General features: G+C 60.3%; 19 protein-coding genes. 6 read left to right on the top strand and 13 right to left on the bottom strand.

The window, feature by feature from the left end; translation table 11 throughout:
* Positions 1-61: 61 nt before the first annotated feature.
* Complete coding sequence (locus EB231_RS28665; RefSeq protein WP_172351773.1) at positions 62-256, top strand: hypothetical protein; 195 nt, start codon at positions 62-64, stop codon at positions 254-256.
* A 232-nt stretch (positions 257-488) separates the two neighbouring features.
* On the opposite strand, the gene EB231_RS28660 is transcribed toward EB231_RS28665, so the two are convergent.
* The 10 genes from EB231_RS28660 to EB231_RS28615 all read right to left on the bottom strand — a co-directional run bounded on the left by EB231_RS28660 (position 489) and on the right by EB231_RS28615 (position 13208).
* The gene (locus EB231_RS28660) at positions 489-833 is read right to left on the bottom strand and encodes a hypothetical protein (protein ID WP_172351772.1); all 345 of its coding nucleotides are present in this window, start codon (positions 831-833) and stop codon (positions 489-491) included.
* Positions 834-906: 73 nt separating this feature from the next.
* Positions 907-1428, bottom strand: a complete 522-nt coding sequence (locus EB231_RS28655; RefSeq protein ID WP_172351771.1) for a DUF1269 domain-containing protein — start codon at positions 1426-1428, stop codon at positions 907-909.
* A gap of 207 nt (positions 1429-1635) precedes the next feature.
* Entirely contained in the window at positions 1636-3315 is a 1680-nt protein-coding gene (locus EB231_RS28650) for an alpha/beta hydrolase (protein ID WP_172351770.1), read from the bottom strand.
* Between the two features lie 205 nt (positions 3316-3520).
* A complete protein-coding gene (locus tag EB231_RS28645; RefSeq protein WP_172351769.1) occupies positions 3521-4063 on the bottom strand; it encodes an HdeD family acid-resistance protein in 543 nt (180 codons plus the stop codon).
* A gap of 677 nt (positions 4064-4740) precedes the next feature.
* Positions 4741-7899 (bottom strand): efflux RND transporter permease subunit, encoded by a 3159-nt coding sequence (locus tag EB231_RS28640; protein WP_172351768.1) that lies wholly within the window; start codon positions 7897-7899, stop codon positions 4741-4743.
* Entirely contained in the window at positions 7896-9032 is a 1137-nt protein-coding gene (locus tag EB231_RS28635) for an efflux RND transporter periplasmic adaptor subunit (RefSeq protein WP_172351767.1), read from the bottom strand. Before EB231_RS28635 ends, EB231_RS28640 begins: the two co-directional genes overlap by 4 nt.
* Positions 9033-9054: 22 nt before the next feature.
* On the bottom strand, positions 9055-9636 hold the full coding sequence (locus EB231_RS28630) for an HdeD family acid-resistance protein (RefSeq protein ID WP_172351766.1): 582 nt from the start codon (positions 9634-9636) through the stop codon (positions 9055-9057).
* Between the two features lie 20 nt (positions 9637-9656).
* A complete protein-coding gene (locus tag EB231_RS28625; RefSeq protein ID WP_172351765.1) occupies positions 9657-10352 on the bottom strand; it encodes an MgtC/SapB family protein in 696 nt (231 codons plus the stop codon).
* 140 nt (positions 10353-10492) lie between these two features.
* The gene (locus tag EB231_RS28620) at positions 10493-11935 is read right to left on the bottom strand and encodes a metal-dependent hydrolase family protein (protein ID WP_172351764.1); all 1443 of its coding nucleotides are present in this window, start codon (positions 11933-11935) and stop codon (positions 10493-10495) included.
* A gap of 79 nt (positions 11936-12014) precedes the next feature.
* Positions 12015-13208 carry a M14 family metallopeptidase gene (locus EB231_RS28615; protein ID WP_172351763.1) on the bottom strand — a complete coding sequence of 398 codons (1194 nt, stop codon included), beginning with the start codon at positions 13206-13208 and terminating at the stop codon, positions 12015-12017.
* Between the two features lie 460 nt (positions 13209-13668).
* Here EB231_RS28615 and EB231_RS28610 point away from each other — a divergent pair, with 460 nt between their 5' ends.
* Positions 13669-14727: a helix-turn-helix domain-containing protein gene (locus tag EB231_RS28610; RefSeq protein ID WP_172351762.1), complete on the top strand. Its 1059-nt coding sequence runs from the start codon at positions 13669-13671 to the stop codon at positions 14725-14727.
* Here EB231_RS28610 and EB231_RS28605 read toward each other — a convergent pair.
* On the bottom strand, positions 14724-16154 hold the full coding sequence (locus tag EB231_RS28605) for a basic amino acid/polyamine antiporter (protein WP_172351761.1): 1431 nt from the start codon (positions 16152-16154) through the stop codon (positions 14724-14726). The two genes, EB231_RS28610 and EB231_RS28605, sit on opposite strands and share 4 nt — an antisense overlap.
* A gap of 266 nt (positions 16155-16420) precedes the next feature.
* Between EB231_RS28605 and EB231_RS28600 the strand changes: the two genes are divergently transcribed.
* From EB231_RS28600 to EB231_RS28585, 4 genes are all read left to right on the top strand, one after another.
* On the top strand, positions 16421-17854 hold the full coding sequence (locus EB231_RS28600) for a basic amino acid/polyamine antiporter (RefSeq protein ID WP_172351760.1): 1434 nt from the start codon (positions 16421-16423) through the stop codon (positions 17852-17854).
* Positions 17855-17872: 18 nt separating this feature from the next.
* Positions 17873-19117, top strand: coding sequence for an arginine deiminase (arcA, locus tag EB231_RS28595; RefSeq protein WP_172351759.1), 1245 nt, complete (start codon positions 17873-17875; stop codon positions 19115-19117).
* Positions 19118-19423: 306 nt separating this feature from the next.
* Positions 19424-19705, top strand: a complete 282-nt coding sequence (locus EB231_RS28590) for a YMGG-like glycine zipper-containing protein (protein WP_172351758.1) — start codon at positions 19424-19426, stop codon at positions 19703-19705.
* A 254-nt stretch (positions 19706-19959) separates the two neighbouring features.
* On the top strand, positions 19960-21000 hold the full coding sequence (locus tag EB231_RS28585) for an AI-2E family transporter (protein WP_172351757.1): 1041 nt from the start codon (positions 19960-19962) through the stop codon (positions 20998-21000).
* 198 nt (positions 21001-21198) lie between these two features.
* On the opposite strand, the gene EB231_RS28580 is transcribed toward EB231_RS28585, so the two are convergent.
* Positions 21199-21372 (bottom strand): hypothetical protein, encoded by a 174-nt coding sequence (locus tag EB231_RS28580; RefSeq protein ID WP_172351756.1) that lies wholly within the window; start codon positions 21370-21372, stop codon positions 21199-21201.
* Between the two features lie 32 nt (positions 21373-21404).
* Positions 21405-22532: a WD40 repeat domain-containing protein gene (locus tag EB231_RS28575; protein ID WP_172351755.1), complete on the bottom strand. Its 1128-nt coding sequence runs from the start codon at positions 22530-22532 to the stop codon at positions 21405-21407.
* Between the last annotated feature and the right edge of the window lie 6 nt (positions 22533-22538).

Here is a 22538-nt window from a genome sequence, read left to right as displayed (position 1 = left end):
TCTGATCGGGAATGCGGATGACGAGTGCTCAATTTCTTTCTTTGTTTCTATGGAGGTGACTATGGCTGCAAATTCAGGGTCTCTGCTGGTCAACAAATTGACCGCTATCGGTTTTCTAGTTGTGGGATTTCTCATTCTTGCATCTGGTTACCGCTATGGTTCGACCTCAACCCTATTGGGCGGATGCCTTATTCTGATTATCGGCGTCATTCTCTTGATTCTGAAGATCGCCCGTCGAAATAACGGGACACCTTGAGCGGCGATTTTTCGTTCGGGGTTGCGCAAGAGCAAATAGTTAGGGTGGTTCAGCGATCCTGCCAATCGCTGGACCGCTCCGTAGCGGTCGTACCTCAACTCGGCACGCGGCCAGTTGGAGAAGCGTCCCATTCGGCAATCGCAGGCTGGTTCGCCTATTGCCCGACGATGCCATTGGGCCGATACGACGAGGCCAATACCGTCGATCAGCGTCGAGTTCCTGTATCGCGGCTTTATCGAGGCGAACGATTTGGGCCCCGGGCAAGCCGAGCAATGCAGATTGCAATGATGCCGCCCAAAAGTCCGGCAACACCCACACCGATCAACATTTCGAGTGTGAACCCGCCGGAGCCACGTGACAGGGCGTCAAAAGCACTTCCCATATAGCCGACGAAGCGCGCCAGGCCTGGAAACAGCGTGGCAAGAAGTGTCAGAATCAAGCCCCCAAACGCGCCGATGGCAGCGATGGATTTCCATTTAAAGCCGATCCCGCGCCAAAGCCGGGCCACGGCCATGGCGCCGGCGGCTCCGCAAACCGCCTCGAATAGAAGCAGGATCGCTATTTCAGGACCGGACATGTCAAATCGATGCGGCCCGACACGCAAGGAAGCCGGAGGCCGCACCCTGGAAAAATTCCGACGCTGCGGGCCATCAGGTGTTTGAGCCGGATTCCTGTCCGGCCGCCGCCGACGCACGCTGAAGTGCGTCGCGCAGGACTTGCTCCTTGGTTTCGTCCAGGGATGTCTTGAGCACCACCCCACCGAAACCCTGGATTTCCTTGAGCACCTTGTCTGCCGTCATTTCCTGGACGAGGACGAAAAGCGCGGCGTTGCCGGGCTGGATGCTGGTCGACAGATCGCGCATGAACGCGTCGTTGATGCCAACATCGGTCAGGGCACCGCCAAGGGCCCCGGATGCAGCGCCGACGGCAAGGCCGACCAGCGGATTCAGGAAGAGGAGACCGACGAGCATTCCCCAGAAGCTGCCGGAGATCGCGCCCGTGGCAGTGGTATTCATCAACTGGTTGAGCTTGATCGTGCCTGCTTCGGTTTTGGTCGCGATAACCGCGTCACCCAGCTTGATGATGTATTCCTTCTGCAATGTCAGAAGGAGCTGGCGCACTTCTTCAGCCTTGGTCTCGGTCGGATATACGATGACAATCAAGTCGGACATATGAACCCCCTAGGGTGAGACTCTACGCAGTCGAGGTTTCTTACACAGCCGAGACGCCGAAGGATTGAGCCGTAAATCCAGGCACTGTGCCGTCAGTCCCATTTTTACATCGGGCTCGGCGATTTCCCCGTTGGGCGGCTTTTCGCAAGGTATGTCTGATGAGCGTTTTGGACGCGGTTGCGGGGCGCTCCGCTGCACCGGGTGCGGCTATCTTCCACTGCGCTGCGCGAGGTGTCGTTTCAACTGTTCTATCCGCTCGGGGGTCCAACCCTTGGGATCAGTCACGGCAAGCCAGGCATCGACATAGTGCTCGGGCGCGTAGACATGCCCGTAACCCATCGGCGTCGAGGTTGCCATGCCCATATCGAGTGCCAGTTGCAGCATCGTCACCACCGGATACCACCGCAACTGCGGTGACACATCGGGACCGCGCGGTGCGCTCATCCAGTCGGGGCGCCGGTAAAGATCCCGATAGTCGAAGAAGGTGATCGCATCGCTTGCATACTGCAGGTACACGATGCGCATGGGCCCCCATCGTGTACCTGGCGCGACCGTCCCGCCATGCTGGTTCATGAAGCGGACAACCGAGCCGTCTCCGAACCGCGGCAACCAGGCAGGCGACCCAGGGTTTCGCGCATCGGTGGCCCGCCGCCAAATCCTGCTTTCGAAAGGCGGACCGCTCCACAAGGCACCTTGGATCGGATCGCCGAGTATCTCGAAGAGTTCAGCCGAACGTTCGGAATTCATCGCCCCAAGACTTAGTCCGTGCAGATATAGTTTCGGCCGGTGGTCCTTCGGCAGGGTCGTCCAATAACCGTAGACAGCAGCGAACAGCGCCCTCGACGCCTCCGCGCCATAGCCCGGCTGTACGAGCAGCGACAGCGGGCTCGATAGATAGGAGTATTGCAAGGCGACGCTCGCCACGTCGCCATTGTGCAGGTATTCAACCGCATCCATCGCCGAGGGATCGACCCAGCCGGTCCCTGTCGGCGTGATGACAATCAGCACCGAGCGGTCAAAACCGCCAACGCGTATCAGCTCGTCGAGGGCCAGCTTCGCGCGCTGTTCGACAGTGTCGCTTGCCCCCAGGCCGACATAGACCCTGATCGGCTCGAGCGCAGGCTCCTGGGTAAAGGCCTGGATCTCGGCCGCGCTGGGTCCGGTCGCGACGAATTCGCGGCCCGCTCGTCCAAGTATCTCCCAAGCGACCAATGAGGCCGCGCTGCCTGTCTTGAGCGGGGAGGTTGGGCGCACCCGGTCGGGTTCGATGAGCGCGTCGAACGCCGCAAAGGACGAGTCGAGAACATGCAGCGCTGTGCGGATGAGAAGGCCGTTCGCGATCGTCCAGAACAATAGGACGCTCACGGTGAAGCCGATCACCTGCGAAATCCGCGGCGGCACGAAGCGGCCGACGGCGTTCGACGTGAAGCGCAAGACAGCCTTGAAGAGGCGAGCCAACACAATGAGTGCGACAAAGGTGATGACCGCGATCACGCAGACTTCGAATGGGTGGGCGCTGGTCACGGGTTCGAGCCCCATCAGCCCGCGGATCGAGTTCTGCCACTCGGTCGTTCGCCACAGGAATGACAAGGCGATGACGGTGCACACCAGCGCCGACGCGATCTTGAGCCATCTCTGGACGCGACCATTGGGTTCCGGCAGTTGCATATATCGCCAGAGCCACCGCCAGGCGACCCCGATCCCATATCCGGCTGCAAAGCAGGCGCCGGAGAGAATGCCCTGTGTCACATAAGTTCGGGGAACGAGCGTGGGCGTTAGCGAGGCCACGAAGAACAGGGTACCTAGGACAACGCCTCCGGCGGAAAGCGAGCGCAAGAACCTCATCAGGAGGTCGGCAGATAGCCGCGTTGCAACGAATGCTACCATGCCTGTTTTGCCAGTTTTACTTTGTCGAATAGAGGAGGTGTTCGGCGGAGATCACTCTAGTATCTCAAGATACAGTTCGGAACGTCGAAATCAATTCACAGTCAACGCCGCATTATCGCGTCAGGAGAGACCGCGCAAGCAGCCGTGCCGTGGCGCCCCATCGCAAAAACCACATGGCAGCAAGAGTGCCAAATCAGACCACGCTCTATGCCGAGACCGCGGGCCGGCCCCCAGCCGCCAGCCACCCGAGTCCGTGGGCTACGAGGTCGATACCCAAAAGCGCCCCTATCACCCAAATTCCGGTTGAGGGCCATCCAAGCAGTATCAGGAGGCCCGCGGCCAGGCCGAACAAGCCGGAAACAAACATCAGCCGCCTGCCGCTACGCAAGTAGCGGTTTCCCAACAATATTCTTCCAATCCCCGAAATCAAAAGCGCGACCCCCAAAATCCAGGTGAGGATCGCGGATCCAAGAGCGGGTATGCCGATCAGCACACAACCGAAAATGACATACAGGATGCCCAGAAATGTTTGCCACAGAAAGCCGCGCCATCCTCCGGCCCATACCGCCATGGCGATCTCAACAAACCCCGCGCATATGACGATGACGCCAAGAAGAAGGGTACTTATGGTGGTGGCAAGGGTCACGTCGGCCAGGACGAAGAAACCCGCAAGGATAAACACCACTCCTATGGCCGAATTGGCGGAAGCGGATCGCGCTGGCTGTTCAACGGTCGACGGGTTCGTCATTGTCGATGGCTTCCCGACTGCCTTGAATGCGACGCCACTCACCAACGGACACGGCGTATATCCACGACGCGAGCCGTTCGGGAATTAAGCGTCACTTCAAATCGGCCGCCGGCACGGCGTGTATGATACTTGAAAAATGGCCCGCGGCAGTTCACGCGGCGGACATCTCGGAAGCCACGATTCTGGAGCAGCCTCTGACCTTGGCCGCACGTGATCGCTCTGCCGTTGTTGAGGCTGGAGCCGACCGGCATGTTGAACGCCGCCACCTCCGCGAATGAGGGAACCGCGGTCGGCACCGTAAGGCTGATCGCGACTGCCAGAGCCGCCAGGGAATTTCTGAACATGTTCGTTCTCGCCACGAAAGTATTGTGAGAACCATCAGTTCACAGGCCGCTGCGATGTCAACAAGCTGGCAAGGCGCCTTGGTGCTTTAGGGACGCCAGGCCAAGGATCTGGACTATTTGTCCATGCTTGCAGCAAAGAGACTCGGGCACGGAGGGCTGCTACGAATTGACGGTCGGGACGTCCGCTTGTTGTGCCTGGAGCGGATCGAAGAAACCCAGCGCGTGGTTTTGCACATTTAGGCAGGCCTGTGCGGCCACAGCCTGAACCGTTGTGAAGTAGATCACGTCATACCGTTAGCGCTGGTTCTTCCAGCAGATCGTCGGCCGACACATTCACTGGCGTGGGTTGATCGAATTTTGTTGAGCATGATCTCGTGACGCCCTCAGTGACAGGCGTTCGGTCGCTGCCTGGACAAGAAAGTAGATCCCGGGAACGATCAACAAGCCGATCGTCGTGGCTGCGATCATGCCTCCAAAGATTGTAACGCCAACCGCCCTCCGCGCCCCTGCGCCAGCGCCTGTCGATACGACAAGGGGAATGATTCCGAGAATGAAGGAGACCGCTGTCATCATGACGGCCCTGAAGCGCTGCTCGGCCCCGGTCCGCGCGGCCTGCATTATGCTTAGCCCTTCAGCGCGCCGCTCCTTGGCGAATTCGACGATCAGGATGGCATTTTTCGCCGCCAGCCCGATCAGCAGCACGACAGCGATCTGCACGTAGAGGCTGTTCTGCAATCCGAAGGCCCTCAACGCCGCCACGGCGCCAAAGAGAGCGGCTCCGAGCGAAAGAATGACGACCAACGGAAGCGACCAGCTCTCATATTGAGCGACAAGGAAGAGATAGGCAAACAGGAACGCCAGCGCGAAGACCAGCCCCTCCTGGCCACTGCCGCGGCGCTCCTGGAACGACAGTCCCGACCACTCGAAGCCATAGCCGTTCGGCAACAGCTGGGCGGTCGTCTTCTCCATGGCATCCATGGCGGCGCCGCTGCTGCTCCCAGGCGCTGTAATGGCGTTTATCGGCGCGGCAACCGACAGATTGTAACGCTGAATGGCGAACGGCGACAGGATGGTCGTCAACGACGCCAGATTATTCAATGGCACCATGGTGCCGTTCCGGCTGCGCACGTGCAGCTTGAAAATGTCCTCCGCATGGGCGCGGAAATCGGCATCCGCCTGCAGATTGACCTGGAACACGCGGCCATTGAGCGTGAAATCATTCACATAGCGCGATCCGAAGGCCGCGCCGATGGTGGAATAGACGTCCGACACGCTTACCCCAAGCGCCTCGGCGCGCGTCCTGTCGACGTCGACATAGACCTGCGGGACATTCGCGCTGAAGGTGGTGGCGGCGCCGCCGAGCTCCGGCAGGTGATTGAAGGCGCCGAGCAGCGCGCCGACGACCTGGGCGATCTCTTGCGGCGGCTGTCCTTCCAACGCCTGCAGGCGGAAGTCCAGGCCACCCACCGAGCCGATGCCGGCAATCGCCGGCGGAGCGAAGACGGCGACGTTCGCGCCCGGTATTTGGGAAAACTTCATCCGCAGCGCCTGCAGGATACCGGCAAGCTGCAGCTCCTTGGACGTGCGCTCATCCCACGGCTTCAGCGCCGCTACCGCCATTGCGCCGCTTGGCGAACTCGTCGACTGAAGGATGCTGAACCCCGCAACCGTTATGACGTCTTGCACGCCGCCGGTGTCGGCGAGAATCTTGCGCACATCCTCCACGATGGCTTTCGTTCGATCGAGCGAAGCGGCATTCGGCAACTGGATGTCGACGAACAGCGCCCCTTGGTCCTCATCGGGCAGGAAAGTCGACGGTAACGCGGTGAAGATCAGATAGGCGGCGACAAAACAGGCAAGCAATCCCGCCAACGGCACGTACCAACGCTCCACCAGAAACCCGACGAGCCGTCCATAGCCGTCGCGCGTCTTGTTCATGAATGCCGTGAACCAGGCCAGCGGGCCACGTTTGAAATAGCCCACATCGCGCCGCAGAAGCAGTGCGGCCAGCGCGGGACTCAGGGTCAAGCCGACGAAAGAGGAAATCACCAGGGCCGAAGACAAGGTCACAGCGAACTGCCGGTAGAGCTGGCCGCCTATGCCGCCGAGAAACGCCGTCGGCGTCACCACGGCAAGCAGCACCAGGGTCGTGGAAATGATCGGCCCGGTGATCTGATGCATCGCCTTGCGCGCGGCGTCGGCGACCCCGATGTCGGGCGAATCTTCCAGCACATGCTTGACGTTTTCGACGACGAGGATGGCGTCGTCCACCACCAGGCCGATCGCCAGCACCAATGCCAGAAGGGAAATCATGTTCAGCGAATACCCGGCGGCAAACAGCACCGCCACGGCGCCCAGCATGGAAACGGGGATGGCAAGTGCCGAGATGAATGTGGCGCGCCAATCCTGCAGGAACACATAGGTGACCGCGAGCACGATCAGGAATGCTTCAAGCAGGGTTCTGGTCGTCAGCGAAATGCTGGCATTCACGAAGCGGGTCGCATCGTAGACGATGTGATACTGCATGCCTTTGGGGAAGCGCGACGAAAGGCGCTCCAGTTCGGCGCGGACCGCCGTTGCGGTCTGGATGGCGTTGGCACCGGGAGACTGATTGACCTGCATCATCGCCGACGCGTGCCCGGCGAAGCTGGCGCTCGAAGCGTAGCTTAGCGCCCCAAGTTCGAGCCGGGCTATGTCGCGCAGGTAGACCTTGGCCCCCGAGGGGCCCGTGCGCACGACGATGTCGCCGAAGTCCTCGGCGCTCCTCAGTCGCCCCTGCGCGACCAGCGTGTATTGCAGTTCCGAGCCTTGTGCCTGCGGCGGCGCGCCGGCCTGCCCGAGCGTGGCCTGGATGTTCTGTCGTTGGATGGCGGCGGAAACGTCATCGGGCGTCAACCCGAGCGCGTCCATGCGCTGCGGATTGAGCCACACCCGCATCGAGTATTCCGAGGCCCCGGCAACGGAAGCTTCACCCACGCCCGGCACGCGCGATATCGCGTCAGCGACCGTAGTGGTGATGAAATTCGTGATCGCCAGAGCATCGAGGCTGTCGTCCGGAGAATAGAAAGCGATGCCCAGAACGAAATCCGGCGAGCGGGCACGCACGGACACCCCTTGCTGGGCGACCGCCGCCGGCAGGCGCGAAATCGCCAGCTGGGCGCGGTTCTGCACGTTGATCTGCGCCGTCTCTGGATCGGTTCCAACTTCGAAGGTCACCGACAGCGTGTACTGGCCGGCGTTGGAGCTGGTGGACGACATGTACATCATGTGATCCACGCCGTTGATGGCCGTCTCGAGGGGGCCGCCGACCACGTCGGCGATCACTTCCGCGCTTGCTCCCGGGTAGGAAGCCGAAACGGTGACCGTCGGAGGCGTAATCTGCGGATATTGCTGTATCGGCAGGGAAAACACCGCGATCGCACCGGCGATCGAAATGAGGATCGAGATGACTATCGCGAGCCTTGTGCGGTGGATGAAGAGATCGGAGATCATTGCGCGCGCTCCGCTTCGCGTGGTGTGACCTGCTGACCATCGGAGATACGTTGCAACCCCTCGATGACGATTGTTTCGCCGCCCTTCAATCCGCTCGTCACCGCCCACCGATTGTCGATGCGCGCGCCGGTCGTGATCGCCTGCCTCGTCACGGTATTGTTGTTGAGCACGAAGACGAACTTGCCCTGGCGGTCCTGAAGAACGGACGCCATCGGCACCAGCGGCAATTCCTTGGCTGCTTCGTCGACCACAGTGAGCCGGACGAACTGGCCAGGCGTCAATATGTGGCCGGGGTTGGGAAACAGCGCGCGGACGGCCACGGTCCCGGTCTGCAGGTCGACCTCATTGTCAATGAACTGCAGCCGCCCCGGCGAAGCGTATTGCGTGCCGTTGGCGAGCGACAGGCTCAGATGGAATTGGCTCCGATCGATGCTCTGCCCGCCGGCGAGTTTCTGCCTGATGTCGACCAGGGTGCTGTCGGCGATCGAGAATGCGACGCGGACAGGATCGAGTTGCACGATGCGCGCCAACGGTCCGGAGCCAGGCCCCACGAGATTTCCGGGCGTCACCAGGAAGCGGCCGATGGTCCCGTCGATGGGCGACTTGATCTGGGCGTAGGAAAGATTGAGTTCGGCCGTGTTGAGGGCTGCATTGGCGCTTTGGACGTCCGCTGCGGCGACGTCGAATGCAGCCTGCGCGTCATCCAACGTGGCCTGCGGAATGGTCCTGCGGTTGAACAGGTCCCTGGCGCGTGACAGGCTTTGTTGTGCGGCGTTGCGCGTGGCTTCCGTCCTGGCCACCTGCGCCTGCGCGGACATCAGTGCCGCCGACAGTTGATCCGGCTCGATTTCGAAAAGCAGGTCGCCTTCCTTCACGCCTTGGCCCTCCGAGAATTTGAGCGCCTTCAGTAGGCCGGAGACGCGTGCTTGTATGTCGACCGCCTCGATCGCCTCGACCTGCGCATTATACGTCAGCGGCGGTCTTGCTGGGCCGGACAGAACCTTTTCCACTACCACCGGCATTGCCGCCGGCGGTTGCACGGTCTGCGCATGCGCCGTACCCGTGAAGCCGGCCACTCCGACCAGGAATACGGCCGCCACGACCGCGGGTCGAAAATCGAAGGTGCTTCCCATAGCGGATCCTCGCATCCTGTTCTCAAGACAAAATCTTCGTCTTGCGCACGCTCAGCGCAATGACGAGATACGCCAGTCCGGCAATCATCAGGGAGAAGCCGGCCACAAGCCCAGTTGGCATCTCTCGGACCATCGGCCACTTCAGAATTATGGATAGACTTGCCAGTACGGCAACGGCGCCGGAAATAACGAACCAATACCATCGGCTCGCCTTCCTGATCTCGATTGCTACTATTATATGAAGAATTCCGTGGACGAATAATACAAAGGCTATGAACAGCGATATCGCGGCAGAAGCCTTTACAGGATTGAAGTAAATCATGATGCCGCCAATGAGTTCGAAGAAGCCGGTTAGCTCCTGCCATACGAAGCCGGTCCAGCTTTTGATCCAAAGGGACTGTATAACCTTGACGACGCCAACCCCGATCAGGGCGACGGCGAACACGACACTGGAAGCGAAATTGGAAACGGCCGGAACCGCGACGGAAAATACTCCGCCCGCCAGCAAGAGGAATCCAAACAGCAGAAACCTGCGCCATTTGCCTTGCTCGATTTCGGCTCTTTCGGATGCCGTCGAGGGAGATTGGTCTGGATTTCCTGTCATCTTGCCGCTCCGAGCACCTTCTAGATATCGGTCTCGCGCCCGACGAAATGAACAATTTCCTTCATGGCCAAGAACCCGATCAAGGCGTCAATAGATTTTTCTTCTCCCTTTTCAGGGGCAACGGAGATGTGTATTTCCGAAAGACTTTTATCTTCATTGGTGTCGCTATCCATGGACATAAGTCTAAGATTTTTCATTGCTACTGCCTGAATGACTGAAGACTTCACGACATCCGATTTTTGCAGATCGCATTGTATTTTTATAAGATAAATTCTCTCGCTATCGGCGGGCAGCGCAGAGTATCCCGCCACATGAAGAGCAAGCCGGGGAAGAAAAATATTCGACAAGATCACGAACAAGGTTGTTTCCGCCGCGAGCAGCAAGAAGCCGTAGCCGACAAACACCCCCACGGCTCCAGTGCTCCAGACCGTAGCGGCCGTGCTCAGCCCCTTTATGCTGGTGCCATCCCTCATGATCAGGCCGGCACCCAGAAAGCCGATGCCGGTCACCACCTGAGATCCCATGCGCAGATCCAGTTCCAGACCAAGCGCGCCGGGCAAGGAAGCATAGGACGCGGCGCCCAGCGCAACCAGGGCATGGGTCACGAGCCCGGTATGGCGCTGCTTGTATTGGCGCTCCACGCCGATCATGAGTCCAAGCAGCAGCGATAGCGCCAGCTTCAGCATGATCGAATGCGCTGCTATCAAATCGGCCATCATTAGCGGCGCCGATGCCTGGCGTCACGGCCAGCCGAGGACGAGGCCCTCGGCGATCGCTTGTTCGCCAAGGGCATGAAGTCAGGATGGATTGACTGAGCGCCGCGGGGTGAGTGCAGCATGTCCAGTTCCGCCGCTGCTCACAGGATATTCTTGTGCAGTCGACCGTCCTTCACGATCACCGTGAAGTTCTTCTGCGGGTCTTCAAGCAGCCTGATGTCGTCGACCGGGTTGCCGTCGACCACGAGCAGGTCCGCAAACGCACCCTCCTCGATGACGCCGATCTTGCCAGGATATGGATTGCGGAGATTGGAGAGGCCAAGCAACTCGGCATTGACCGATGTCGCTATCTGCAGGACCTCGGCATTCTTGTACCAATTGGCCAGATGCGTGAGCATGACATTCTGGCGTGGCCCCAGTTCGGGCGAGAACAGCACGTCGGAACCCCACCCTGTCTTGATGCCGTACTTGCGGACAAAATCGTATACCCTTGGCGTTCCGGCGAAGAGTTGCTTGGCTCGCTCGACGCCTGGGCCGCTTGCCGATGCGGCATCTTCCATCGTCAGGAAGGGCTGCATGCTGAGCCACACGCCCTTCTCCGCGATCATCCTTGCCGTTTCCTCATCCATCAAATGGCCGTGTTCGACGCACGTCACGCCAGCGGCCAGCGCACGCTGCACGGCGCGGGGGGTGTAGGCGTGTACGGTGACGTAGGTATTCCAATCCTGCGCGACCTCGACGCCGGCCCGAAGCTCATCTTCACTGAAGGTGACCATGTCCAGAGGACTGCGCGGCGACGACACGCCGCCACCGCCCACCAGCTTGATCTGCGATGCGCCCTGGAGAAGCTGTTCGCGTATGCGCATCTTCAGGTCATCTATACCGTCGACGATGGCCGATCCGCCCAGCAATTCCCCTTTGCTGAGCTTGCCGCCGTCACGCGGAATCTCGCTCGGCAACCGAAGGTCGCCATGCCCTCCGGAAGTCGTGATCATCGCGCCAGCCGGGAAAATGCGCGGACCGGGAATCATTCCGGCATCTATGGCCTGCTTGAACGAGAAGGAGGGGCCTCCCAAATCGCGAACGGTGGTGAACCCGCGCATCAGGGTGTGATCTGCCTCGGCGGTGGATGCGGCGAAGATGATGCCAGGATCGCCATTCAGCAGAATGTTCAGCGGAACCGCCGCGAAAATCGTATGCCAGTGGGCATCGATCAGACCCGGCATAAGCACACCATTGCGGCAGTCGACCACTCTTGCGTCGCTCGGCGCCGGCGCATTCGTCATGTCAATGCTGGAAATCCTGTTGTTCTCCACCAGGATTTGAGCGCCATCCTTCACCGTGCCCGATTTGCCGTCGAAAAGCCGAACCTTGCGAAACAGGATCTTGGAAGGAGGCGCGGCCGTCTGCGCGAACACAGGCTTGGCCAGCACGCCGGCAATGGTTGTGGCCCCAAGACCGGAAAGAAAACTGCGCCGCGAGAAGGCTTCCAGGCGACGGGAAACCTTTTGAAGGTCGGGGTTGAAACAGCCACAACCGGAACTGTGAACGAGGTGGCCGTACTTCGAGCCTAGCCGCAGCATGTCTTTTGCTTTCGGTTGAGCGACACTGGCACCTGCCGGGCGGCGCTTCGTGTCGCTGTTCTTGTTGTTTCAGGTCCCGTCACTCGACCAGCACATCTCCGCCGACAGGATTGGCGCTGTCGAAGATGAGGAATACGATCGGAGTTCCCGGCTCGGCTGTTGCATCGGTCCGCCTGGCGCCGACTTCGCCGCCGAGAGACACGGAATATTCCGCGACGATTTCACCGAAGGTGTTCCTCTGGACGGCAACTTTCTGTCCGGGCCGAACGGTTTCATTGAGTTCGACCAACAATTCGACGAAACCGCCATGCGTCGCGATCACGGGAAACATGCCGTCCGCGACGAAAACGTTCGTATCCTTGCTGGTTCTGCCGATAGGGCCTGAAATTATTCCGTGATGCTTGATGACGTTCATCGTCCCTTCGACGAACAGGGCGATCTTATCGTGATCGAAGACCCGCGGCTTGCCGATTTCGGGCGTGAAGGCCGGGATGCCGGCATCGATGAGAGCATTGGCGAGAAGACCATGCTCACCCAGGTTGTCGAAAATCTGGTCGACCGGATAGAGCTCCGCCATCGCCCGCACTTCGGGGAAATCCATGCGAGCAAGGTGGAAGGCCGTCGCGTCCATGCCCGTGGCTGCTGTATGGAAATCGATACCGTAGTCGAGGTTTGGCCGCAGAAGCCGGTTGAATATGAGGCCGGCGTGGCGCGACGGCGCGTCGGGTGCGCCTTCATTGCCAGGGAACAGCCGGTTGATGTCGATCAGGTCGATCCCGCGCCCTGAATTCGGCCATCTCCGTTCCATGCCTTCCATTGCGGGGCGCGAAATGTCGAATACCGCAACCACGGATCCCGACATCGCGGCCGGATCGAGCTCACGCATGACGGATTGCACGGTGTGGATAGGGCTCATTTCATCGCCATGCACGCCGCTCATCAGCCCCAGACGTTTGCCCGGCGCTGCCCCCTTGGCGACCATCACCGAGACGTACCAGTGCTGGCCCGTCGGCATTTGGACGCCCTGGAAATAAAAGCTGTGCTTGCCCGGTTCCAGATCCGAGATGTCAAGCGAACTGATGACCTTCTTTCCGTCGATGACATCGCCGGTGTAGACGGTTCCCGACGTGCCGGCGGGGGACGCGGTCGCAGGTGCCGAGCCCGTCTGTGCCTGCGCCGGTCCGGCCATGAGCGCAGCGGCAGCGCCGATCGTGGCGACGGATGCGATCATGAAGTTCCGACGGCCGAGGCCCTCGCTGGTTTCATTCGCCATGGCTGTGCCCCTTGCCGATCAGGATCATGCTGCGGATCTCGCGGTGACGCCTACAAGGACGGCAGATCATCTCTGCCGATCCCCGTTGAGCGCATGGTGATCGGGCATTAGTCCACCGGACGTTTCAGGGAGTACAGCCTCAGGCAAGAAAAATGGACTGGTGGTCTATGATTGGGATGCTTTGCATACTGAAGGACAGCCGCCCGCAACTCATGTGAAAGCGCCGGGTACGATACAACCGCCTCCGCGGCTTCGATGTACGCGATCAGGATCGGTCCGCGGATTAGCCGGCAGATCAATCAGAAAGATCGGATAACAGTTTAACGATTGGTTAATGTGATTTCGATGCTGCGAAACTGGCACGCGCTACATTAGTTCTCGGCAACTGGTCTGCTTGAGGCGGCTAGGTTATCATGAAGAAGACGTGATCCGTGTTGCACCGATAAGACGGAGAGTTGTCATGGATGCCAAGGATAATGCCGCCGGGCGATCCGGAAAAGCAGATGACGAGCCCCTGCAATGCGTCGTCGACATGGACACCTTCACAGCACCACCCGCCGAGCAATTCGACCTGTTTCGAAGCTGGCATCAAGGTGTTGCCGACGCCGAACTTCTGCAAGAACAGAGCCATTCGTTTCCAGCACATGAGACGGTGTGGGATTTGGGAACGTTGGGTGTCATGTTCCTCGAATTGCCCGGCAATGCCTACCGCTGTCGCTGGCGCTGGCGGCATTTGAAAAACCCTTCGGTAGACAATTGGTATTTGAGCCTGCCCTTGTCCAAGGGCAGGCATCCTGGAAATTGGCAGGTCGTGAAAACGACCCTGCAATCTTTTGCAGAGCCCTACGAATGCATGATGGAGCATGATGCCCTCCTTGCGCTTTTCTTGCCCCGAGATCTGCCTTTCATCCAATCATCCAGGATTGAAATTCGCGAGGAGTCGAAACGTTTCCTGGCGGACTATGTGCTGCTGCTGCACCGCTCGCTTCCCGATCTGAAAGCGGTGGACATACCGCACATTGCCACTGCGACCACCAATCTGCTGGCCGCGTGCCTGTTGCCGTCGCATGAGCGCATCATCGAGGCACAGCGTGTGATCGACGCCGTGATCGTCGAGCGCGCCGCCAAGATCATTGCAAAGAACCTGAGCGATCGGAACTTGACACCCGACAGGCTTTGCCGCGACCTCGGCGTGTCCCGCTCCCGCCTCTACCGGATATTTGAAACCGCTGGAGGTGTTTCGAATTATATTCGCCACAAACGTCTCATCAAGACACGCGATATACTTGCTGACAGTCTGGATGGGCGACCGATCTCCACCGTTGCCGGGGATTGGGGCTTCACGGATCCATCGGCATACAGCCGGATGTTCAGGAAGGAATTCGGCATCACGCCAAAGGAGGCACGCGCGGAAGGCTGGCGTGGCGCCCAGGCCGCGACCTTGCAGCACATCAGTCACGCCGACAGCAGGGCGCACACATTGAGCGGTCTTCTGCTGCGAAACAGCTTTGGGCCCTAGACCGCGATGAGGCCGGCAAGGATGCCGTAGATTGCGGCGACCGCGCCAAGTGCGGCGACGACGAACATCCCCATCTCAACGGGAGTAAATATCCTCTGCCCGCGCTCCTTCCGAGCCATGACAAAGAGGATCGTACCCGGTCCGTAGATGACGGCCGAGAGCAGCAGGTGCTTGGCGCTGGCGGCGTAGATGAGACCGGCCGTATACACCAATGCTATTGCTGCCCTTGCGAAATCGACACGCCGCGCCGTGGGGTCGTTTTCGTAGCTCTCACCACTCCATGCGAGCTTGAACCCGTAGGCGGCGACGAGAAGGTAAGGGATGAGGATCATGGAACTGGTGAGCTCGAGCGCGAGCCTGAAAGCCTGTTGAGCAAAGAGCGTCAGGATCAGAAAGACCTGCACGACCGTATTGGTCAGCCAGAGCGCCCGCGACGGCACACCATGCTTGTTCTTGTGCGCAAGAAAACGCGGCATGCTCTGGTGATGTGATGCGGTGAACAGGATTTCGGCGGCCAGCAGCACCCAGGACAGATAGGCGCCGGCAACGGAGATCAGCAGGCCGAAGCTGACGAACTTGGCGCCCCATGGTCCGACCACCGCCTCCAATACGCCGGCCATGGATGGATTGCGCAGCGCTGTCAGCTCGGGACGAAGCATGATCCCGTAGGACAGGATGGTCACCAGCACAAGCAGGCACAGCACGCCGAGGAAACCAAGGAGCGTCGCGACCCCGACATCCCTGCGGTTGCGTGCGTAACGCGAATAGACGCTCGCGCCTTCGATTCCGACAAAGACGAATACGGTCACCAGCATCGTCCCACGAACCTGGCTCGCGATGTTGCCGACGCTGACTTCATCCCCGCCCCAGAAATTGGCTGTGAAGATATCGGCCTTGAAGCCGTAGATGACGAAAACGATAAAGAGAAAGATCGGAATGATCTTGGCGTAAGTAACGACGGTATTGATCGCCGCCGCTTCCTTGACGCCGCGCAGGACCAGCGAATGCACGATCCACAGAAGCATCGAGGAAATGACGATCGCCGTGACGGTATTGCCGTCGCCAAACACGGGAAAGAAAAGCCCGAGCGTCGACTTTATCAGCACGAAATAAGAGACGTTGCCGAGAACGGCGGCAGACCAGTAACCGAGGGCCGAGAGGAAGCCGAGATAGTTGCCAAAGCCAGCCTTGGCATAGGCGTATACGCCCGCGTCGAGATCTGGCTTGCGAAGCGACAAGGTCTGGAAGACGAACGCCAGCATCAGCATGCCGACGCCGGCAATGGCCCAGGCGATCAGGGCCCCGAACGGGCCGGTTTCGCGGCCGAAGGCCTGTGGCAACGAGAAGATACCAGCGCCGACCATCGAACCGACGACCATGGCCGTCAGGGTCCATATCGAGAATTTCTGCTGAACGGCTGAGTTCATCGAATGGATCAACAATTCCTTTGGCCGATGGACCGTTCAGGAGGTCTCTTTGTCGCCCCTGCAACCTAGCCCGAGTCTGACGCCCATGTGATTGGCATAAAATCCCGCCAGTATACATGACGTCCCAAACCTTTGCCGCGCCTCGCGTAACCGGTTGCCGATGTCCGGATTTACTGCTTCTGATCGTACATAACCTTGCTGGATCGAGACGTGTCGGCGAGGCGTCTGATCGCGAACTCTGGTTCGCGCAGCCAGGAGAGAGGTTCATGGCTTCAAACGAAAATCAGAAGCTTTCGCTGTTTGCGCTGACCAGCATGGTTGTGGGATCGATGGTCGGCGCGGGCATTTTCAATCTGCCTGGCCGGTTCGCGACCGCGACAGGTCCGTTCGGCGCGATCATCGCCTGGGCAATTGCGGGAACCGGCATGTACATGCTGGCGCGGGTGTTCCAGGCGTTGGCCGAGAAGAGGCCAGACATCGACTCAGGCGTCTTCGCCTATGCCAAGGCCGGCTTCGGCAACTACATGGGCTTCCTGTCCGCCTTCGGCTACTGGCTTGGCAGTTGCCTGGGCAACGTCTTCTATTGGGTGCTCATCGGCTCGACGCTGGGGCGGTTCTTTCCCGGCATTTTTGGGGACGGCAGCAGCGCCATCGCGATCATCGTGTCGCTGATCGGCATCTGGGCTTTCCACTTCATGATCCTTCGCGGCGTCGAGCAGGCGACCTTCATCAACACTATCGTGACGATCGCCAAGATCGTGCCGATCCTGGTCTTCATCCTGCTCCTGATCTTCTTCTTCCATTTCGGGCAGTTCCGCGAGAATTTCTTCGGCGGGCTGGACATGCCGCCGAAGTCGCTGATCGCCCAGGTGCGCGACACGATGCTGATCACGGTCTTCGTCTTCCTTGGCATCGAGGGCGCCAGCGTCTATTCCCGCTTTGCCAAGGTGCGTTCCGACGTCGGAACGGCGACGATCCTCGGCTTCGTCGGCGTCACCGGCCTGATGGTGGCGGTCACGCTGCTGCCCTACGCGGCACTGCCGCAATCAGCCATCGCCGGTGTCCAGCAGCCGTCGATGGCCGGCGTTCTCGAGGCGGTCGTCGGTCACTGGGGTGCGGTCTTCATCTCGATCGGCGTTCTGGTCTCGGTGCTCGGCGCCTATCTGGCCTGGTCCCTCATCTGCGCCGAGGTGCTGTTCGCGGCGGCAAAGTCGCAGGACATGCCAAAGCTCTTCGCGGCGCAGAATGGCAACAGGGTTCCCGCCAACGCACTCTGGCTGACCAACATCGTCGTATCGCTCTTCGTGATCTCCACCTACTGGTCCCGGGATGCGTTCAACTTCATGCTCGACATGACGAGCGTCACCGCGCTGCTGCCCTACCTGCTGGTGGCCGGCTACGGCATCCTGCTCGCCCGCAGCGGCGTTGGCTATGAAAAGACGCCGGATCAGCGCGGCCGCGACCAGATCTTCGCCTGGATCGCGGCGATCTACACGATCTTCATGTTCGTCGCCGCCGGGCTCAAATACGTGCTGCTTGTCGCCGTCCTCTTCGTGCCCGGAACCATCCTCTATGTCTGGGCGCGGCGCGAGCAGAAATTGCAGCTGTTCACGCTCGCCGAACTTTTCGTGTTCGCCGTGACGCTCATCGCTGGCCTGATCGGAGCCTACGGGCTGCTGACAGGCGCCATCGCACCTTGAACAGAAGGCAGGAAGGTCATGACAAACAATACTCCATTCGGCGTTCATTCCGAGGTTGGTCAGTTGCGCAAGGTCATGGTGTGCGCCCCCGGCCGGGCCCACCAGCGACTGACACCCAGCAATTGTGACGCTCTCCTCTTCGACGACGTGCTCTGGGTGGACAATGCCAAGCGCGATCATTTCGACTTCATGACCAAGATGCGCGACAGAGGCGTCGAGGTGGTCGAGATGCACAATCTGCTGGCCGAGACGGTCGCCATCCCGGAAGCCAAGAAGTGGATCCTCGACCAGCAGGTCGTCCCGAACCAGGTCGGCCTCGGCCTGATCGACGAGGTTCGTTCCTATCTCGAGGGCCTCTCCAATCGCGAGCTCGCCGAGACGCTGATCGGCGGGCTGTCGACCTTCGAATTCCCGGAAAGCATCGGCGGCGAACAACTGGCGCTGATCCGTGACGCCGCCGGCGTCAACGAATATCTGCTGCCCCCGCTGCCGAACACGCTCTATACCCGCGACACCACCTGCTGGATCTATGGCGGCGTGACGCTGAACGCCCTTTACTGGCCCGCGCGCCACGAGGAGACCATCCTCACCACCTCTATATACAAGTTCCACCCCGACTTCGCTGGCAAGGTCAATGTCTGGTGGGGTGACCCGACCCAGGATTGGGGGCTTGCCACATTCGAGGGCGGAGACGTCATGCCGATCGGCAAGGGCAATGTGCTTATCGGCATGAGCGAGCGCACCTCGCGCCAGGCCATCAGCCAGGTGGCGGCGGCCCTGTTCGAGAAGGGAGCTGCCGAGCGTGTGATCGTGGCGGCAATGCCCAAGCTGCGCGCGGCGATGCACCTCGACACGGTGTTCACCTTTGCCGATCGTGACTGCGTCCTGCTGTATCCGGACATCGTCGATGGCATCGATGCATTCTCCTATCGCCCCGACGGGAAGGGCGGCGTCGAACTCCACAAGGACAAGGGCAGTTTCGTCGAGACGGTGCGCGATGCGCTTGGTCTCAAGAAGATGCGCGTCGTTCAAACCGGCGGCAACGATTACATGCGTGAGCGCACCCAGTGGGACAGCGGCGCCAACCTTGTCTGTGCCTCGCCAGGCGTGGTGTTCGCCTATGACCGCAATACCTACACCAACACGCTGCTTCGCAAGGAAGGCATCGAGGTCATCACCATCACCGGCGCCGAACTCGGGCGTGGACGTGGCGGCGGTCACTGCATGACCTGTCCGATCATCCGCGACGCCGTCGATTATTGACCGTCAAGGACAAGGCGCGGACGTTGTTGAGCTGGTCGAGGTGGGAACATGGCCCCACCTCGACACTCCCGGTGCCCAAGAGGCCGCGGCGGCATCCTGTCAACCCAAAAGTGCGCGCGTCATCATCGGGCGGCCTCTGGCGTGCCCACGATCCCATCGTTTCGGGCTTGAGCTGGAGCCAGATGAATCAGAGACGGAGGACACATTTTTTGGATTTCCCGCTCATGTGCCTCCTGTTGAAATAATAAATAATTCAAGATGATAGCTCTAATTCAGAGCTATGCGAAATCGTTCGGAGAATAGAGAATGCGCAAGATTGCTTTTGCTGCTGTGTTGGCCGTACTGGCGTCAGGATGCACGGCTACTGAACAGCGGACCGCAGGCACGGCCTTGGCCGGCGCAGGCACTGGTGCGGTCATAGGCGGCCTTGCCAACGGTAGTCGTGGGGCGCTCGTGGGCGCGGCAATCGGCGGAGGCACGGGTGCCGTCGTCGGCGCTGCCACGGCGCCTCGCGAATGCTGGGCTCGCGACCGGTGGGGCCACAAGATACGTGACCGCAACGGACGGCCTGTCACGAGGCGTTGCTGAACGCCCGGTGGAACTGGGGCCGGAGCATCGTCGCATCCTGCCCCTGTTCTCCTTCGCGCATGGCGGCAATTGATGTTGCCGCGATTTCGACCCGTCGGAATTGATCCGAATAACGCTATTTGCAGGCTTTCGGCAGCAAGTGTCATGTATGATAGTGCTGTCTTGTGTTGTTGCTCCGAAAGTCTGCCTGTCTCCCGCGATGTTCTAGAAGTGTCTGCGATGCAATCGCTGCACGCGAGGTCCGAAATCATATCATGACAGAACGAGCGCTTGTCGCACCTATCTGCATCCTGGCGATAATCGCCGTGGTGACAGCGCTCTACACCGCGGCCTCGGTTTTGGCGCCCGTCGCCTGTGCTCTGTTCCTGATAGCGCTCGTATGGCCCTTGCAACAGAATTTGCAGCGATTTCTTCCAAAGCTACTCGCTCTGGCGGTTGTCGTCTGCGTCGTCGTCCTTGGCTTTTTCGTGTTTGCATCGGCCGCGACCTGGGGATTTAGCCGCATAGGTCGATCGGTCATTGCCGACAGTGCCCGCTTCCAGTTGCTTTACGGCCAGCTTGCCGATTGGCTTGAGGGCCATGGTATCGTTGTGGCCGGGGTATGGGCCGAGCATTTCAACGTGGGTTGGCTCGTGCGGATAGCGCAAGGCGTGACGGCGCGGCTGAACACAATGATCTCGTTCTGGATCGTGGTTGTCGTCTATGTCTTGCTGGGCCTGCTTGACACCAAGACGATCGCTGACAATGCCCGTGCGGCGTTAGACCCCGGCACCGCGAGCGTGCTGATCGATGGAAGTGTCCAGACGGCATCGAAGTTGCGCCGCTATATGCTGGTCAGGACGCTGATGAGCCTTGCAACGGGCTCGATGGTTTGGGCGCTCTCAGCCGTCTTCGGCCTGAGATTTGCAGCCGAATGGGGCGTCATCGCCTTCACGCTGAACTATATTCCGTTCATAGGCCCGCTCGTTGCGACGTCCTTGCCCACGCTTTATGCCCTGGCGCAATTCGGGTCACCGCAGGCCGCCATAACGATCTTCGCCGGCCTCAATGTCATCCAGTTCGCGATCGGCAGCTACATCGAGCCGCGGGTGGCTGGCTACGCATTGGCGGTATCGCCTTTTGTGGTCTTGTTCTCGGTATTCTTCTGGTCTTTTCTGTGGGGTGTGTTCGGTGCGTTCATAGGCGTTCCCATCACCATCGCAGTGCTCACCTATTGCATGCAATCGCCATCGACGCGCTGGGTCGCTCAATTGCTTGGCCCGCCGGGCCGCATCCCAAACAGGGATGAAACTTGAAGCCTGCAAAAACCGCGCTCGATAGCCATGCACCTTCGGCAAGCGGTCCAATCGTGCGGGACTGGTCGACATCACCGCCCTGACCTTCACTTTCCCAAGCTGGAGCAGTTCGCCATTTCATGGAAACGGCGAACTGCTCCAACTATTTGTTTTTACGCAATTCCTCTGGGAAAACCGCTTCACACTTTCCTGTAATTGCTAATTGGTCTTTAGCTTGCCGACGCGGTTCTCGGCGATCCAGCGGGCGGCCAGCACCAGCGCCCCCATGCTGAAATCCTTGCCGTGCTTGGCCACCATTTCTTCCGACAGATCCGCAAGCCGTTCGAAAAATTCGTCCTTGCTTTTGTCCTCTGCGGTGAGTTCGGTCTGCATTTCATCCTCCTGTGTCATGCGGACAGCGTCCGCTATTTGAACATCTGCGCGGGGAAGGTGACGATCGCGGCGGTGCCGTCGACGGCGCCCATCGCCAGATGCCGTCCATCGCCCGACCAGGCAAGCGCCGTTACCGCGCTGCCCAGCGGTCTGACGAGGAGCTCGTCACGCATGCCGACCTGGGCGACGGTGACGCGGCCATTGGCGTAGCCTGCCGCGATCAGCTTCTTTTCCGGGTGCGCCGCCACCACCTCGACCAGAACCAGCCCGGCGCGACCCGTTTCCAACGCACCCGAGGTTTCGCCGCCAACCGGCGGGGCGGTCATCGACCAGCCAGCGATCCTGAACGCGCCCGAGGCAAACAGCGCATTTGCCGGCGAGCTCCAGCACACGGTCCGAACAGGCGAGGGGAATCCCTCGACGATGTCAGCTTGGCCATCGGCGGCGCTCACCAGGCCAAGGCCTCCCGTCTCCAGCCCGCAGGCCAGCCACGTGCCGTCACGGCTCCATCGGATCGACACCGGGCGTGCCGGGAGGGAAACATCGCGTATCAAGGCCGCGTCGCCTTCGACCGCCCAGATCGACAGCCCCTCGCCAAGGCCCAAGGCGAGGCGCCGGCCGCCTGGCGAGAAGGCAAGGGAATCTGTCGGCGATGTCTCATCGCGTTCCAGTCGCGTGGCGCCGCTTTCGCTTTGCGAGAGGAAGACATCATGCCCGTTGCTGACGGCTGTCTTGCCAGCCCTCGCGCTGTGGTCGATCGCGACGATCGGCCCGTCTATCCTGACCAGAGGGTTCGCGACTTCACCGCCGGCGGTCAGATGCAGCACCTCGCCACTGGCCGCGCCAACCAGAAAGCCGGAATGCGGATGGGTGGTGAGCGGGACATCGCCCTCGGCGAATGCCGCCGTGGCGATCAATGGCACTGCGGGCTTTTCCCGGGGGCGGATCGTCGTCTGGCCGAGATCGTTGCTCACCCGGATCCGCGCTTCCGGCGGCTCGTTGTCCGCCACCGCGGCAATGGCGACGGTTCCGTCCACCGAAGTGAAAGCGACAGCAGAGCCGTCGGCGCTGAAGCGCAGATCCGCGATCGCCGACGGTCGTTGCCAGGTGCGCGCCAAGAGGTCGAACAGGGTCAGGTTCTGCATCGTCTGCTGGTTCATGCTTTC

The organism is Mesorhizobium sp. NZP2298 (genome assembly GCF_013170825.1).
Classification (GTDB): domain Bacteria; phylum Pseudomonadota; class Alphaproteobacteria; order Rhizobiales; family Rhizobiaceae; genus Mesorhizobium.
Note: the sequence above shows the minus strand (reverse complement) of the source record. Positions and strands in the feature narration are given on the sequence as shown.